14 protein-coding genes are annotated in these 15,704 nt (G+C 64.4%); 3 read left to right on the forward strand and 11 right to left on the reverse strand.

What is annotated here, in order from left to right; translation table 11 throughout:
- Positions 1 to 39: 39 nt before the first annotated feature.
- The 4 genes from N8H22_RS02850 to N8H22_RS02865 form a co-directional block, all read right to left on the reverse strand.
- Positions 40 to 1,269: a spore maturation protein gene (locus tag N8H22_RS02850; protein ID WP_264589111.1), complete on the reverse strand. Its 1,230-nt coding sequence runs from the start codon at positions 1,267 to 1,269 to the stop codon at positions 40 to 42.
- A 393-nt stretch (positions 1,270 to 1,662) separates the two neighbouring features.
- Complete coding sequence (locus N8H22_RS02855; protein ID WP_003282841.1) at positions 1,663 to 1,833, reverse strand: DUF1328 domain-containing protein; 171 nt, start codon at positions 1,831 to 1,833, stop codon at positions 1,663 to 1,665.
- A 110-nt stretch (positions 1,834 to 1,943) separates the two neighbouring features.
- A complete protein-coding gene (locus N8H22_RS02860) occupies positions 1,944 to 2,180 on the reverse strand; it encodes a hypothetical protein (protein WP_264589112.1) in 237 nt (78 codons plus the stop codon).
- Positions 2,181 to 2,363: 183 nt separating this feature from the next.
- Complete coding sequence (locus N8H22_RS02865) at positions 2,364 to 2,795, reverse strand: PA2169 family four-helix-bundle protein (RefSeq protein ID WP_264589113.1); 432 nt, start codon at positions 2,793 to 2,795, stop codon at positions 2,364 to 2,366.
- 283 nt (positions 2,796 to 3,078) lie between these two features.
- Here N8H22_RS02865 and algB point away from each other — a divergent pair, with 283 nt between their 5' ends.
- Both algB and N8H22_RS02875 read left to right on the forward strand, forming a co-directional pair.
- A complete protein-coding gene (gene algB / locus N8H22_RS02870; protein ID WP_264589114.1) occupies positions 3,079 to 4,425 on the forward strand; it encodes a sigma-54-dependent response regulator transcription factor AlgB in 1,347 nt (448 codons plus the stop codon).
- Complete coding sequence (locus N8H22_RS02875) at positions 4,422 to 6,209, forward strand: KinB sensor domain-containing domain (RefSeq protein WP_264589115.1); 1,788 nt, start codon at positions 4,422 to 4,424, stop codon at positions 6,207 to 6,209. The genes algB and N8H22_RS02875 overlap by 4 nt, the downstream gene beginning before the upstream one ends.
- A 4-nt stretch (positions 6,210 to 6,213) precedes the next feature.
- Here the strand turns inward: N8H22_RS02875 and N8H22_RS02880 are convergent, their stop codons facing one another.
- From N8H22_RS02880 to N8H22_RS02900, 5 genes are all read right to left on the reverse strand, one after another.
- Positions 6,214 to 6,993 carry an N-acetylmuramoyl-L-alanine amidase gene (locus N8H22_RS02880; protein ID WP_272890669.1) on the reverse strand — a complete coding sequence of 260 codons (780 nt, stop codon included), beginning with the start codon at positions 6,991 to 6,993 and terminating at the stop codon, positions 6,214 to 6,216.
- 108 nt (positions 6,994 to 7,101) lie between these two features.
- Positions 7,102 to 8,937: a diguanylate cyclase gene (locus N8H22_RS02885; RefSeq protein WP_264589116.1), complete on the reverse strand. Its 1,836-nt coding sequence runs from the start codon at positions 8,935 to 8,937 to the stop codon at positions 7,102 to 7,104.
- The gene (locus tag N8H22_RS02890; RefSeq protein ID WP_264589117.1) at positions 8,934 to 9,803 is read right to left on the reverse strand and encodes an endonuclease/exonuclease/phosphatase family protein; all 870 of its coding nucleotides are present in this window, start codon (positions 9,801 to 9,803) and stop codon (positions 8,934 to 8,936) included. The genes N8H22_RS02885 and N8H22_RS02890 overlap by 4 nt, the downstream gene beginning before the upstream one ends.
- A 7-nt stretch (positions 9,804 to 9,810) precedes the next feature.
- Positions 9,811 to 10,440 carry a thiol:disulfide interchange protein DsbA/DsbL gene (locus N8H22_RS02895; protein WP_264589118.1) on the reverse strand — a complete coding sequence of 210 codons (630 nt, stop codon included), beginning with the start codon at positions 10,438 to 10,440 and terminating at the stop codon, positions 9,811 to 9,813.
- Between the two features lie 186 nt (positions 10,441 to 10,626).
- On the reverse strand, positions 10,627 to 11,259 hold the full coding sequence (locus tag N8H22_RS02900) for a cytochrome c4 (RefSeq protein ID WP_264589119.1): 633 nt from the start codon (positions 11,257 to 11,259) through the stop codon (positions 10,627 to 10,629).
- 254 nt (positions 11,260 to 11,513) lie between these two features.
- Between N8H22_RS02900 and yihA the strand changes: the two genes are divergently transcribed.
- Positions 11,514 to 12,167 carry a ribosome biogenesis GTP-binding protein YihA/YsxC gene (gene yihA / locus N8H22_RS02905; protein WP_264589120.1) on the forward strand — a complete coding sequence of 218 codons (654 nt, stop codon included), beginning with the start codon at positions 11,514 to 11,516 and terminating at the stop codon, positions 12,165 to 12,167.
- A 185-nt stretch (positions 12,168 to 12,352) separates the two neighbouring features.
- On the opposite strand, the gene gcvP is transcribed toward yihA, so the two are convergent.
- Entirely contained in the window at positions 12,353 to 15,229 is a 2,877-nt protein-coding gene (gcvP, locus tag N8H22_RS02910; protein ID WP_264589121.1) for an aminomethyl-transferring glycine dehydrogenase, read from the reverse strand.
- Positions 15,230 to 15,286: 57 nt separating this feature from the next.
- Positions 15,287 to 15,676, reverse strand: a complete 390-nt coding sequence (gcvH, locus tag N8H22_RS02915; protein WP_264589122.1) for a glycine cleavage system protein GcvH — start codon at positions 15,674 to 15,676, stop codon at positions 15,287 to 15,289.
- Positions 15,677 to 15,704: the final 28 nt, after the last annotated feature.

Here is a 15,704-nt window from a genome sequence, read left to right on the forward strand (position 1 = left end):
CCGGTGGATGATTTCAGCCATCCACCCTACGTCGCAGGGTCAGCCGAAGAACCAGTAGCACACCGAGATCGCCGCGATTACCCCGGCAAGGTCGGCCAGCAGTGCACAGCCCACCGCATGCCGCGCGCGCTGGATGCCCACCGCGCCGAAATACACCGCCACCACGTAGAAGGTGGTCTCGGTACTGCCCTGCACCGTCGCGGCGACCAGCGCGGGGAAGCTGTCGACGCCGTGGTTCTGCATGGTCTCGATCAACATCGCCCGGGCCGCACTGCCGGAGAACGGCTTGACCAGCGCGGTGGGTAGCGCATCGACGAAGCGGGTATCCCAGCCGAGCGCTTCCACCAACCAGCGGACGCCATCGAGGCCGAACTCGAGCGCGCCGGAGGCTCGCAGCGCACCGACGGCTACCAGCATGGCGACCAGGTAAGGCAGCAGGCTTTTCGCCACATCGAAACCTTCCTTGGCACCTTCGACGAAACTCTCGTAGACCGGCACCTTGCGCAGCGCGCCGACCGTCAAGAAGGTGAGGATCAGGCCGAACAGCGTGAGGTTGCCCAGCAATGAGGACAGCGAAGACAGCGCAGTGGCCGAGAGTCCGGCGAGCAGCGCCATGAAGCCACCGAGCAGCAACGCGCCTGGGATCAGGTAGGCGAGTACCACCGGGTCCCACAGGCGCAGGCGCTGCATCAGCGCCACCGACAGCAGACCGGCGAGCGTCGAGGCGCTGGTGGCCAGCAGAATCGGCAGGAATACCAGGGTGGGGTCGTCGGCGCCCTGCTGCACGCGGTACATGAAGATCGACACCGGCAGCAGCGTCAGCGACGAGGCATTGAGCACCAGAAAGAGAATCTGCGCATTGCTCGCCGTACTTTCCGAGGGATTAAGTGTTTGTAGTGCGCGCATGGCCTTGAGGCCGATCGGCGTGGCAGCGTTATCCAGCCCCAGGCCGTTGGCGGCGAAGTTCAGCGTGATCAGCCCGAGCGCGGGATGCCCCGCCGGCACCTCGGGCATCAGCCGACGGAACAGCGGGCCGAGCAGCCGCGCCAGCAGTTCCACCAGGCCGGCCTTTTCGGCGATGCGCAGGAAGCCCAGCCACAGCGTCAGCGTGCCGAACAACAGGATCATGACTTCCACGGCCAGCCGGGCCATGGCGAACAGGCTTTCTACCACGGCGGCGAATACCGTCGGATCGCCGCCGAGCAGCCAGCGCGCCAGCGCGGCGATCGCGGCAACCAGAAAAAAGCCCAGCCAGAGGCCGTTGAGCATGTCGTTCTCCCGTCAAAGCTGGCAGCGATGATAGCGGCGCCGGCGCCTGCCGGTCACCCGGTGCGCCAGCAGCGAACGAGACGATGAACGAGCGATGAGAAGCGACAGAGTGCGCGAAGCAAAGCAACAGAGGTGGCTATCGCCACCTCTGGCTGCAGCTTTGCCGAACCCGGTCCGAACGGAGGTACTCCCTGTACCCCTAGGTCGCTCCGCGCGGCAGAACAACCCGACCCCCTGGTTCGCCCCTTGGCGGGGCCGGTTCCACGGCCAGCAAGTCCATGACTCACCGGCGAAGATGGCTCGTCGCGCAAGGCGACGAGGCCGCAAGATTGGCATCCTTTGCCGTTATCGCTCCTGGTGATGCAGCCGCCCTCACGGGCGGCATCTAGTGCATCAGACTCGCGGTCCGCGTCCGCGACCGAAGATCAGCGATGCTACGAACAGCACCAGGAACACCACGAACAGGATCTTGGCGATGCCTGTGGCGGTGCCAGCGATACCACCGAAGCCCAGTACCGCGGCGATGATGGCGATGATCAGGAAGGTAATAGCCCAACTCAGCATGGTGCGACTCCTCTTGGTTCAGGATCGGTTCTCGGCGGACCGGCGGCTGCACGATCTGCTTCGAGTGTGTTTTCGCATCCCTGCCGGTTCGCCTGCGGTATCCGTGCGGCTCAGAAGACCCAGCGCTGTTCCGATCGCGCCTGATGGAAGTCCAGGGTTTGCGGCGCCCGCCCGGTCCGCGTGAGCTCAATGGGTTGAGCGTCATACAGGCCAATTCGTTCCGCGTTGTTCGGTTGTTCCTCACTGAGCGGTTCAGTCATCGGCTGCTTGGCGCCCATGATCAGCATCACGACAGCAGCACCCAGCAGTCCTTTGCTGGCCAGGGAAAAGCGGGCTTCGCGGTTCATCCTCAACTCCTTCTAAGCATGGCGTTAGCGATTGCCTGTTACATTGCAGCGCCCGTGCCAGCCCGCATGATCGAAAATACCCCTTTAATATCAATACGTTAGAAATGGTCATCAAACGAAACGCCACTTAATTTGCACGAGGATCCCTGTTAGGCCGTGCGTTTTGCACGAATCGCCGGGGGCTCAGGCCAACGACTGCTTCAGCTGACGCATACGCGTGTGACAAGCCCTCAGCTTAGGCAGCTCGACTGCCAGCAGTGCACGAATATCCGGCTGCGCATCCTGCAGAGCGTCCTCGAAGGCGCGCAGGATGCGTTCCTCCGCCTGCTCCAGCTGCTCGACGTAGGTGCTACTGGCGTTGCCCAGACGCGCCTTGGTGTCGGCGTACAGCTCGCGGATGCGGCCAGCCAGCGTGCCGCCCTGCGCCGGCTGCTCATGGTTCGCCGCGACCTTGACCGTCAACGCCTGAATGATCTGGGTCTTGGCCTGCGCCATGTCGCGGAACAGGTGCTGCAGTTCGGCATCCTTTACTTCGTCGATCGCATGCTGGTAGAAACGCTGGCCGTCGCGGGTAATCTCGATCAGCTCGTTGAGTTGCTGCGTTGCTTGGCTCATGGCAATCCTCCTCGCGGGTTCAGTAACGCGGGCGGCGCCCGCTGGACCTGGAGCGTCGCAAGCGGCGTGCCAGTGCCGCCGCACCCTGCCAGCCGGAAAATCAGCCGCTTGCGACACGGCTCGCTGTGCTGCGAAGTGCAGCCTGCAGGAAAGCCGTCGACGCACCGTGCAACTTGCAAGACTTTTCATAGACTAAAGGACTCGCCACCGGCGCTGACCCAGGCCGTGGCCCGTCTATTACGCATTTACGGGCATTAGAAGAAGCGCCTCGAAGGGAGCATCCATGGACCAAACGACGGACACTGGCGGACGCATTTTGCTGGTGGATGACGAAGCAGCGATTCTGCGGACCTTCCGCTACTGCCTGGAGGATCGTGGCTACACGGTGATGACCGCCGCCAGCGCGGCACAGGCTGAAGCCATCCTGCAGCGACAGGTGTTCGACCTGTGCTTCCTCGACCTGCGCCTGGGCGAGGACAACGGCCTCGACGTGCTGCAACAGATGCGCACGCTGGCGCCGTGGATGCGGGTGGTCATCGTCACCGCTCATTCGGCGGTGGACACCGCGGTGGACGCCATGCAGGCCGGTGCCGCCGATTACCTGCTCAAGCCCTGCAGCCCCGAACAGCTGCGCCTCTCGGCGGCCAAGCAGCTGGAAGTCCGGCAGATGGCCGCACGCCTGGAAGCCCTCGAAGGCGAGATGCAGAAGCGCAGCGACGCACTCGGCTCGCACAGCCCGGCGATGATGGCGGTACTGGAAACTGCGCGGCAGGTGGCCGACACCGACGCCAATATCCTCATCCTCGGCGAATCCGGCACCGGCAAGGGCGAGCTGGCCCGCGCCATCCATACCTGGAGTCGGCGGGCGAAGAAGGCCTTCGTCACCATCAACTGTCCGTCGCTGTCGGCCGACCTGATGGAAAGCGAGCTGTTCGGCCACAACCGCGGCGCCTTCACCGGCGCCACCGAAAGCACCCTCGGGCGGGTCAACCAGGCCGACGGCGGCACGCTGTTCCTCGACGAGATCGGCGACTTTCCGCTGGCGCTGCAGCCCAAGTTGTTGCGCTTCATCCAGGACAAGGAGTACGAACGGGTCGGCGACCCGGTGACGCGCCGCGCCGACGTGCGCATTCTCGCGGCGACCAACCTCAACCTCGAGGAGATGGTTCGCGAGGGCAAGTTCCGCGAAGACCTGCTCTACCGGCTGAATGTCATCACCCTCAACCTGCCGCCCATGCGCGAGCGACCGGAAGACGTGCTGGCGCTGGCCGAGCGCTTTCTCGCCTCCTTCGTCAAGAACTACGGCAGGCCGGCACGCGGCTTCAGCGACGCGGCGATCGCCGCGCTCAAGGCCTACCGCTGGCCCGGCAACGTGCGCGAGCTGCGTAACGTCATCGAGCGCGCCAGCATCATCTGCCCGCAGGCGATGATCGAGGTCAGCCATCTTGGTCTCGGCGAACAGGTCAGCGGCAATGCCCCGCGCATCGGTGAACCGCTGAGTCTCGAGGCGCTGGAGAAAGCCCATATTGCCGGTGTGCTGAGCACCAGCGACACCCTGGAGCAGGCCGCGCGCATCCTCGGCATCGACGCCTCCACGCTCTACCGAAAGCGCAAGCAGTACGGCCTATGAAGCTGCCGATGAAGCTGAGAACGCGGCTGTTTCTGGGGTTCTCGGCACTGATGACGGTGGCCCTGCTCGGCCTGCTGCTGGCGCTGGTCAGCGTGATGCAGATGGCCAAGAGTCAGGAGCACCTGATCCGCGACAACTTCGGCATCATCGAGCTCAACCAGCAACTGCGTCAGGCGTTGGGCAACCACCTGATCATCCTGCTGCGCGAGGAGCGCGACGACGAGGCGCTCGCTGAAGCACGCACGACATTCCAGGGCGCTCTCGAGCGCGGCATCGCCGAAGCGCGCAACGAGCAGGATCGCCAGGCCTACCAGAACATCGCCAGTGCCTACGCGGGCTTTCTCCGGGAGTTGAATACTCCGCGCAGCGAGCCCTGGACCCTGCTGGAAGAGAATACCCTGAGCCAGGCGTTCAACCAGGTGCGCAGCCTGATGGTGGACATGCAACAGAGCGCCTACGCGACGATTCGCGACACCGAGGTGCGCAGTCGCGAACGCGCCATGATGCTCGCGGCCCTGCTCGGCCTGACCGGCGTCGCGGTCCTGCTGATCGGCTTCGTCACTGCGCACGGTTTCGCCCGCCGCTTCGGCGCGCCCATCGAACGGCTGTCTGCCGCAGCCGATCAGATCGGCCGCGGCGACTTTGCCATCGACCTGCCCACTTCACCGATTGCCGAGCTGTCGTCGCTGAGTCGCCGTTTCGGCTTGATGGCGCAGGCGTTGCACCAGTTCAAGCAGACCAACGTGGAAGCACTGGTCAACGGCCAGCAGCGCCTGCAGGCACTGCTCGACAGCATTGACGACGGCCTGCTGATCATCGACCGGCATGGCTGCCTGGAACACGCCAACCCGGTGGCGCAGCGCCAGCTCGCCTGGGAAAGCGAACATCTCGGCCTGAGCCTCGGCCAGGCGCTCGGCTCTCCGGAACTGGACGAGGCCGCACGCCTGGTGCTGGACGACAAGCCGCTCGCCGGTCCGCCCCAGGACCTGGTGATCGAGGCTGACGGCGAACGACGCCTGCTGGCCTGGCGCATGAGCCCGGTGAACCACCATGACGGCAGCATCAGCGGCGCGGTGATGGTGCTGCACGACGTCACCGACCAGCGCACCTTCGAACGCGTACGCAACGAGTTCGTGCTGCGCGCTTCGCACGAGCTGCGCACCCCGGTGACCGGCATGCAGATGGCCTTCAGCCTGTTGCGCGAGCGCCTGCACTATCCGGAAAACAGCCGCGAATCCGACCTGCTCAGCACCGTGCACGAGGAGATGCAGCGCCTGGTGCGGCTGATCAACGACCTGCTGAATTTCTCGCGCTACCAGAGTGGCCAGCAGAAGCTCGAGCTGGTGCAGTGCGATGTCCCGCAGCTGCTCGAGGATGCCCGCCAGCGTTTCCTGGTGTCCGCCGCCGAGCGCGACATCGAGCTGAAGCTGGAGCTGCAGCTGCCACTGCCCAGTCTGCTGCTGGATCGTCAGCAGATCGAGCGGCTGCTCGACAACCTGCTAAGCAACGCGCTGCGCCATACACCGACCGGCGGCGAGGTGCGGCTGCTGGCGCGCCATCACGGCGAGCGGATGATCCTCAGCGTCGAGGACAACGGTGAGGGCATACCCTACAGCCAGCAGGCACGCATCTTCGAACCGTTCGTACAGATCGGCCGGCGCCGCGGCGGCGCCGGACTGGGCCTCGCGCTGTGCAAGGAAATCGCCCAGCTGCATGGCGGGCGCATCGGCGTGCACTCGCGCATCGGCCACGGCACCATTTTCTACGTCGCCTTGCCGATCTGACGCATCACCCGGCGCCGTTGAGCACCTGCAGCAGCGCCGCGGTCTCGGCATCCGGCTCGCCATCGAAGCGGGTCGGGCGGTACTTCATCTGGAAGGCGGCGAGCACGTTGCGAGTCTCTTCGTCCAGCTGACCGTGACGCGGAACCTTGTAACCCTGCTGCGCCAGCGCCGCCTGAAACCAGGCGATATCCGGCAACGCGCCGGCAAAGTGCACCTGTTGTGCCGCCACTGCCGCAGCATCCGGCCACGGCAGCAGACCGGCATCGGCCAGACGCTTCCACGGGAACAGCGGACCGGGATCGACCTTGCGCTGCGGGGCGATGTCGCTGTGGCCGATGATGGCACCGGGCTTGAGCCCGTGACGCTGCATGATGTCCTTGAGCAGCAGCACCAGCACATCGATCTGCTGGTCGGAATAGGGATACCAGAGCCGGCGTCCGTCGCTGCTCTCGACGTAGCCGCGATTGACCAGCTCGATGCCGATGGAGCTGGAGTTCAGCCAGGTCCGCCCGGTCCATTCGCTTTCCCCGGCATGCCAGGCGCGCCGGTTCTCGTCGACCAGGCGGTAGATGGTCGCCGGAGCGTCGCCGATCAGGTAGTGACTGCTCACTTCGCCCTCGGTCAGCAGTGCCAGCGAACGCGGCAGATCACTGGAGGTGTAATGCAGGACGATGAACTGCGCACGGCTGTCCTGGCCGACAGCGCTGTAGCGGGTGTCAATCTTCGGCCCGCCAGCACAGCCGGCCAGCAACAGAACAAGCGCGGCAAGGCTGACGATTCTCATGATTGGCCTCTGGTCGACTGCTGGATGACCCAGATTGGAATGCCGCGCACGGCTGCGCGCGAGGTCGCGATTATACGCAGCGGGCTTGGTTGATCACAGACCGTTCGGTCAGCCGAACTCGACCCGGTTGCGCCCGGCATCCTTCGCCCGGTATAGCGCCAGGTCGGCGCGTTCGAAGACCTGCTCGGGGGTGTCGCCGCTGGCGAAGGCGCTCAGGCCGGCCGAGAAGGTGATCTGCACCCGCTCGCCCTTGAAGTGGAACGGGCAGGCGTCGATGCCACTGCGCAGGGCCTCGAGCACCTTGAGTCCGGCGTCAATCGACGTGGCAGGCAGCAGCAGGACGAACTCCTCGCCACCGAAGCGGGCGATGAAATCGGTCTTGCGCAGGCGCTTCTGCAATTCGCTGCCGATGATCTTCAGCACGCGATCTCCGGCGAGGTGGCCGTAACCGTCATTGATCCGCTTGAAGTGATCGACGTCGACCACTGCCAGCAGCAGATCGCCGCCGTAACGCTGCCAGCGTGCCGCTTCCAGCGTCAGGCGCTCGTTCCAGGCGGCGCGATTGGGCAGGCCGGTGAGGCTGTCGAGCAACGCCTTCTGCCGCTGCTCTTCCAGATGACCCCGCAGGCCCTGCGCGGCCTGCTCCAGGCTACCGACGCGACCGGTCAACTGCTGCAGGCGCTCGCCAAGCTCGCGCTCATGCTCGCTACGCTGTTGCTGATAAGCGTCCACGGTCTGCAGCAGACCGTCCAACCGAGCCTCCACCACGCGCTTGAGGCTGGGCAGGTCGGTAGCCTGGCGCATGCTGCTGTGGAGTCCGTCGACCTGCTCGCGCAGTTCGCTGTCCAGTGCCTCGGCGGTCCGCTGAGTCTCGGCGTGGCCATCGTGGGCGGCAATCAGATTTTCCTGCATCGCCACCAGCCGCGCGTTGAGCGTTTGCAGGAAACTTTCGAATTCATGCTGATCACGGTCACTGACTGCCAGCAGCAGGACCGCCAGGTCATCCAGCACAGGGACCAGCTCATACCAGTTCAGACCGCGCTGAATGCGCTCGCGCAAGGCCACGGCCTGCGCCTGGTGAGGCTCCGGCAAATGCAGGCCGTCGAGCAGTCCGTTGAGCGCCGCCTCGACGCGCTCGGCAACCACGCTATAAGCCGGTTCCGGCGCATCCGGCAAGGCACTGGCAAGATCCTCAAGCGGCTGCGGCGCCAGCTCGTCGTTCGCCAGCTCCGTCGCGGTTGATGGCTCCGCCGCCGCCGACAGGTCGTCCGGTGCTGGTGCTGCTGTCGGACCATCCCCGGCTGTCTGAGCCTCTGCCTGCGGCGGCAGCCCCACGTGCACCGATTCGTCATCGGCATCCGGCGAGCCCGGTAGTTCGGGCGCATCCGCTGCCTGGCCGTGCTCCGCTGCCAGCGACAGCGTCTCGCGATTGCCGAACAGGCGGCGCAGGAAACCACCCGATACGGCCGCGGGATGCCCCTGAGCGACCAACGCCCGGCGTTGCAGTTCGCTTAACTCGCCCAGCAGCGCCGGCAGCTCGCGCAGCCGTGCCGCACGTTGATCGAGCTGCTTGGCGAATCGTTTGAGTGGCTTGCGAATCTCGTTCGGAGGCGACATCGCCAGCAGCTGATTCACCAGGCCGTGCAACGCTTCGGCGAGCCGGCGCGTCCGTTCCTGACGCTGACGATCCGAATCCAGCGCGGCCTTTTCCAGGCGCGGCACCAGCGTACTGAGACCATCATCCAGATCACCTTCACGCAGCACCTCGCGCATCTGCTGCAGGCAGCGCTCCACCGCCGGATCGGCCCCCTCGACCACCAGGCTGCTGCGCACCAGGCTGCGGCGTAGCAGGTCGACACGCTGTTCCCACCGCTGCTCGACCTGCTCCTGCTGCTCAAGCAGTTGCAGGTACTTCTCCTTCCAGCGTTCGGCCTCCACGCTCATAGCGCGCCCCCGCGGGTAACTGGCAGCCTGTCACCATGCAGCGCGTCCGGCAGACGGATTTCCATCGCCACCGGCAGATGATCGGAGATCGGCAGCGGCAGCACCTCGACCCGCTCGAGCGCCAGGCTCGGACTGAGCAGGATATGGTCCAGACAGCGTTGCGGACGCCAGCTGGGGAAGGTCGCCTCGATTTGCGGCGCCAGCAGGCCGAGATCGCGTAAAGGAGAGTTTTCCAGCAGATCGCTGGCATGCGTGTTCATGTCACCCATCAGCACCTGATGCCGATAACCGCCAATCAGCTCGCGGATATAGGCCAGCTGGCGCACCCGCGTCCGCCCGCCCAGCGCCAGGTGCATCATGACCACCACCAGTGCGTCCTCACCCTCGCCAAAGCGCAGCAGAATCGCACCGCGCCCGGACGGGCCAGGCAATGGATGATCTTCCAGCTCCCTCGGCGCAAGACGACTGAGCACGCCGTTGCTGTGCTGAGCGAAGCGTCCGAGGTTGCGATTGAGCTGCTGATACCAGTAAGGAAAGGCGCCAAGCTGCGCGAGGTGTTCGACCTGATTGACGTAGCCGGAACGCAGGCTGCCACCATCGACTTCCTGCAACGCAACCAGGTCATATTCGCCGAGCAGTGCACCGATACGCTGCAGGTTCAACGCGCGCCCCGGATGCGGCAGCAGATGCTGCCAGCTGCGGGTCAGGTAATGATGGAAACGCTCCGTGCTGATGCCGACCTGAATATTGAAACTCAGCAGGCGCAGGCGCCCATCCGCCGGCAGGCCGCTGTGCGGCGGGCACTGCGGATTGACGCGCGCCTGGCCCGAAGCGGCCGGGCGCGATGGATACCAGCGCCGCAGCATGGCCGGCCTACCGCGCGGTGCGTTCTTTTTCGATGAGGAAGTCGGCCACTTCCAACGTGCGCTGCGGGCCACCGGCCGAACCGAGATCGAAGCGGTATTTGCCATTGACGATCAGCACCGGCACACCGGTGATCTGGTAGGCCATGCCAAGCTTCTTCGCCTGCTCTACCCGGCTCTTCACGCCGAAGGAGTTGAAAGCCTTGAGGAAAGCGTCCTTGTCGACCCCTTGTCCGGCAAGGAACTCGGCCATCTCCTCGGGCGTCGCCAGCTTCTTGCGCTCTTGGTGGTACGCGGCGAATACCGCATCGTGCACTTGTTTCTCCACACCCATCGACTCGAGTGTGATGAACAGCTGGCCGTGGGTGTTCCAGACACCGCCGAACATGGCGGGAATGCGCTTGAACACGACGTCCTCAGGCAGTTTTTCGACCCACGGATTGATCACCGGCTCGAACTGGTAGCAGTGCGGGCAGCCATACCAGAACAGCTCGACCACCTCGATCTTGCCCGGCTCGGCAACCTGCACCGGGCTGCTCAGCACGTCATATTCCTTGCCTGCCTGGAAATCGGCGGCCAATGCCGGCAAGCCAAACAGACCCGCGGCAGCAAGAACAGCGGTGAGTACGAGTTTGCGCATGGAAGACTCCTGTGAACGACGGACAATGACACGGCAGGCTGCAGTAAAACGCACCGACTCACCAGTGCTTTCCACATCCGACTTGCAACATAACGTGGCCGCCATTGTAGCGACGACAAAAAGAAAAAAGGGCGGCCAGCCTCACGGCCAGGTCGCCCTCTTAGCGGATCGCCTGTCAGCTGACTGTCAGTGCAGACCCTGGATGTAGCTCGACAAGGCCTGAATGTCCTTGTTGCTCAGCTTGGCCGCGATGCCACGCATGATCATGGTGTCGCCGTCGTTGGTGCGGTTGCCTTCACGGAAATCGGTCAGCTGCTTGGCTGTGTAGGCAGCGTGCTGGCCGCCCAGTTGCGGGAAGCCTGCCAGATCGTTGCCCACGCCATTCGGCGCGTGACAGCCGGTGCAGGCGGGCATGCCGACATCCACCTTGCCACCGCGGAAGAGCTTCTCGCCCTGCTTGACCAGCGCTGGGTCGGCCATGCCGACGGTAGGCTTCTGGCTGGCGAAGTAGGCGGCAAGGTCGGCCAGATCCTGGTCGCTCAGCGGATCGAGCATGCCGGTCATTTCCAGCACCTTGCGTCCGACGCCTTCAGCCGCACCCGGGGTGCTGCCGGCCTTGATGTCCTGCATCTGCTTGAGCAGATAACGCTCGCCCTGGCCGGCGAGTTTCGGGAAGTTCGGCGCCGGGCTGTTGCCGTCGACGCCATGGCAGGCGCCACACACTGCGGCTTTGCCCTGACCAGCTTCGGCGTCTCCAGCCGCGTGGGCCATACCGGTGATGCCAAGGGTCAACAGCAGACTCACGAGTACTTTGTTCATCAGCTCATCCAACTACGGCTAAGGGTTATAAGGGAATCTATCGGCTCGCTCGCCGCCCACAGGCTACGGCAATGCTCGTTATGGTGGCATACCGGACTCAGGCCGGACAGACGCGCTACTCTTGGCCGGAGCCGGCGCGCGTGCTCCCGGCTGGACAAGACCAAAGCGCACACAAAATCTGCGGCATTATATACTTCCGTTCCTGAAACGGAAATGAACCATTGCCGCACCCCCGCGCACTCACCGGAACGACCATGCTCCCGAAAAACCCGATTCTCGGCCTCTGCCAGCAAGCCACTTTCATGATCAGCGCCGCCAAGGTCGATCAATGCCCGGCCGACGAAGGCCTGGAAGTCGCTTTCGCTGGTCGCTCGAACGCCGGCAAGTCCAGTGCGCTGAACACCCTGACCCATGCCAATCTCGCCCGAACCTCGAAGACGCCGGGCCGCACGCAACTGCTGAACTTTTTCCGCCTGGATGACGAACGGCGCCTGGTCGACCTGCCCGGTTACGGCTACGCGAAGGTGCCGATCCCGCTCAAGCAGCACTGGCAGCGCCATCTGGAGGCGTACCTAGGCAGCCGTGAGAGTCTGGCTGGGGTGTTCTTGATGATGGATATCCGCCATCCGCTGACCGAGTTTGACCGGATGATGCTGGACTGGGCGAGCGCCAGCCAGATGCCGCTGCATATCCTGCTGACCAAGTCCGACAAACTGGCCTTCGGTGCGGCGAAGACCGCCCTGTTGGCGATTCAGCGCGACATTCAAAAAGGCTGGGGCGCGGACGTCAGCGTTCAGCTGTTCTCCGCGCCTAAGCGGCAAGGCGTCGAAGAAGCGCAACTGGTGCTGGCGAGCTGGCTTGGGTTGCTGGGTGAGGCATCCGACGAAGAGCAAGCGCCTGAAGCGTAGGGTAATTCAGGGTCACCGAACCATCGAACTGGACCTCCGGTGGATGTAAAAAGCGACATCCACCCTACGATGAGTCCGTCTGCAATCCCTGGAAGCGTCCAGGTCGCCGCATGGCGGATGACGCTTCAGCGATTCACCGCACAGGCGGGTGTGAAAAGCCACACCCACCCTGCGATCAGCGCAGCTCACTCGCGATAGGCGTCCACCGGTACGCAGGCGCAAAACAGGTTGCGATCGCCGTAGACATTGTCGACCCGATTTACCGTCGGCCAGTACTTGTGCGCCCGTGCATGCGCACTCGGCGTCACCGCTTCAGCGATGCTGTACGGGCGATCCCATTCGCCAATGACGTCGGCGAGTGTATGCGGCGCCCGCACCAGTGGATTGTCATCCGTCGGCCACTCGCCATCCTGCACCTTGGCGATCTCGGCACGGATGTTCAGCATGGCTTCGACGAAACGATCCAGCTCGGCCTTCGACTCGCTCTCGGTAGGCTCGATCATCAGCGTACCGGGTACCGGGAAGGACATGGTCGGCGCGTGGAAGCCATAGTCCATCAGACGCTTGGCAACGTCCTCCTCGCTGATCCCGGTCTGCGCCTTGAGCGGGCGCAGGTCGAGGATGCACTCGTGGGCCACGCGACCGTTGCGGCCACTGTAGAGCACCGGGAAGGCACCGCCGAGGCGATTGGCCAGGTAGTTGGCGCCGAGGATGGCTACCTCGGTAGCATCGTGCAGTTGCGGCCCCATCATGGCGATGTACATCCAGCTGATCGGCAGGATGCTCGCGCTGCCCCAGGGCGCCGCGCTCACCGCGCCGTTGCCGGCACGCGGACCTTCCAGCTCGACCACCGGATGGTTGGCGACGAAAGGTGCAAGATGCGCCTTGACGCCAATCGGCCCCATCCCTGGGCCGCCGCCGCCGTGGGGGATGCAGAAAGTCTTGTGCAGGTTCATGTGCGAAACGTCTGCGCCGATATCCGCCGGTCGCGCCAGACCGACCTGAGCGTTGAGGTTGGCGCCATCCATGTAGACCTGCCCGCCGTGGGCATGGATTGCCGCGCAGATTTCGCGCACGTTCTCTTCATAAACCCCGTGGGTCGACGGATAGGTGATCATCAGGCAGGACAGCCGATCGCCGGCCTCGGTCGCCTTGCGCTGGAGATCTTCAAGATCGACGTTTCCGCCCTTATCGCACTCGACGATGACCACCCGCATGCTGGCCATTTGCGCCGAAGCGGGGTTGGTGCCATGAGCCGAGGATGGAATCAGGCAGATATCGCGCTGCGTTTCGCCACGGCTTTCGTGGTACTGGCGGATCGCCAACAGCCCGGCGTACTCACCCTGCGCACCGGAGTTGGGCTGCATGCTGATCGCATCGAAGCCGGTGATCGCGCATAACCAGTCTTCCAGCTCGGCGATCATCCGCGTGTAGCCCAGCGCCTGCGCGCGCGGTGCGAAGGGATGCAGGTTGGCAAACTCCGGCCAGGTGATCGGAATCATCTCGCTGGTGGCGTTGAGCTTCATGGTGCAGGAACCGAGCGGAATCATCGCCTGGTTCAGCGCCAGGTCCTTGTTCTCCAGCTGCTTGAGGTAACGCAGCATCTCGGTTTCGCTGTGATGCGAGTTGAACACCGGGTGACTCAGGTAACCGCTGCCGCGGCGCAGCTCCTCGGGAATCCCCATAGGCGGCTCGGCGGCATCCAGTTCAGCGATTTCCAGGCCGTGATCGGCGCCGAGGAAGATGGCCAACAGCTGCTCGACGGTGTGCTCGTCGCAGGTCTCATCCAGGCTCACGCCCAGCCGGCCGCGACCGAGAATACGCAGGTTGATGCGTGCGGCCTCGGCGCTCTCGATGATCGCGGTCTGCGCGCCACCGACCTCCAACGTCAGGGTGTCGAAGAAGTGCTGATTGAGGCGTTGAACACCGTGGCGCTCCAAGCCGGCCGCGAGAATCGCAGTCAGGCGATGCACGCGCTGGGCGATACGCTTGAGGCCCTGCGGGCCGTGGTAGACGGCATAGAAACCGGCGATGTTGGCCAGCAGCACCTGCGCCGTGCAGATGTTGGAATTGGCCTTCTCGCGGCGGATGTGCTGTTCGCGGGTCTGTAGCGCCATGCGCAACGCCGTGTTGCCGCGGGCGTCCTTGGACACGCCGATGATGCGCCCCGGCATGGCGCGCTTGAACTCGTCACGGGTGGCAAAGTACGCCGCATGCGGACCGCCGTAACCCATCGGCACGCCAAAACGCTGGGTCGAACCAAGCGCCACGTCGGCGCCCAACTCGCCCGGCGGGGTCAGCAGCAGCAGGCTGAGCAGGTCGGCCGCCACGCAGGCCAGCGCCTGCTGACGATGCAGCTGCTCGATGACCGCGCGCAGGTCGCGGATCTCGCCGTGGGTATCCGGGTACTGCAGCAGCGCACCAAATACCTCCTTCCCGGCCAGCTCGTCCAGCGTGCCCACCAGCAGCTCGAAGCCGAACGCGGCGGCACGGGTCTGCACCACGGAGAGCGTCTGCGGATGACAGTTCTCCTCGACGAAGAAGCAGTTGCTCCTGCTCTTGGCGACGCGTCTGGCCAACGTCATGGCCTCGGCAGCGGCGGTAGCCTCGTCGAGCAGCGAAGCGTTGGCCAGGTCCAGACCAGTGAGGTCGATGGTCAGTTGCTGGAAATTCAGCAGCGCCTCCAGGCGTCCCTGGGCAATTTCCGGTTGGTAAGGCGTATAGGCGGTGTACCAGCCCGGATTTTCCAGCACGTTGCGCAGAATAACCGGCGGGGTGATGGTGCCGTGGTAGCCCATGCCAATCAGGCTAGTCCACAGCTGGTTCTGTTCGGCATAGCCGCGCAACCGGGCCAGCGCGCCCTGCTCGTCCAGTGCTGGCGGCAGCGCCAGCTCGCCCTGCAAACGAATCGCCGGCGGCACGGTCTGGTCGATCAGTTCGGCACGACTACTCAGCCCGAGCGCCTCGAGCATCGACCGCTGCTCGCCTTCGTCCGGCCCGAGATGGCGACGCAGGAAGGCATCGGGTTGCTGGAGTTGGGAAAGATTCGGCATGTGCGGCATGGCGGCTACTCTCGGAAAAACAAAAGCCCCGACAGAGCGGGGCTTTCGAGGGGTTGCTTAGGCTTGGGCGTCGCAGGAAGCCTGGTAGGCTGCTGCATCGAGCAACTTGTCCAGTTCCGCCTTGTCGCTCGGCTGCAGGCGGAAGAACCAGCTGCCGTATGGATCGCTGTTGACCAGCTCGGGCGAATCGGTCAACGCCTCGTTGATCGCCACCACCTCACCGGAGACCGGCGCATATATATCCGAGGCGGCCTTCACCGACTCCACCACCCCGGCTTCCTGGCCGGCGCTGAGCTGGCGGCCGATCTCCGGCAACTCGACATAGACCACATCACCTAGCGCTTCCTGGGCGTGGTCAGAAATACCGACGGTGATGCTGCCGTCCGCCTCGAGGCGGGCCCATTCGTGGCTGGAGGCGTAACGCAGATCGCTGGGGATTTCGCTCATTCGTATTGTCCTCAAGGCTGTCGACTGC

It is taken from the genome of Stutzerimonas sp. S1 (assembly GCF_025966695.1).
GTDB lineage: Bacteria > Pseudomonadota > Gammaproteobacteria > Pseudomonadales > Pseudomonadaceae > Stutzerimonas.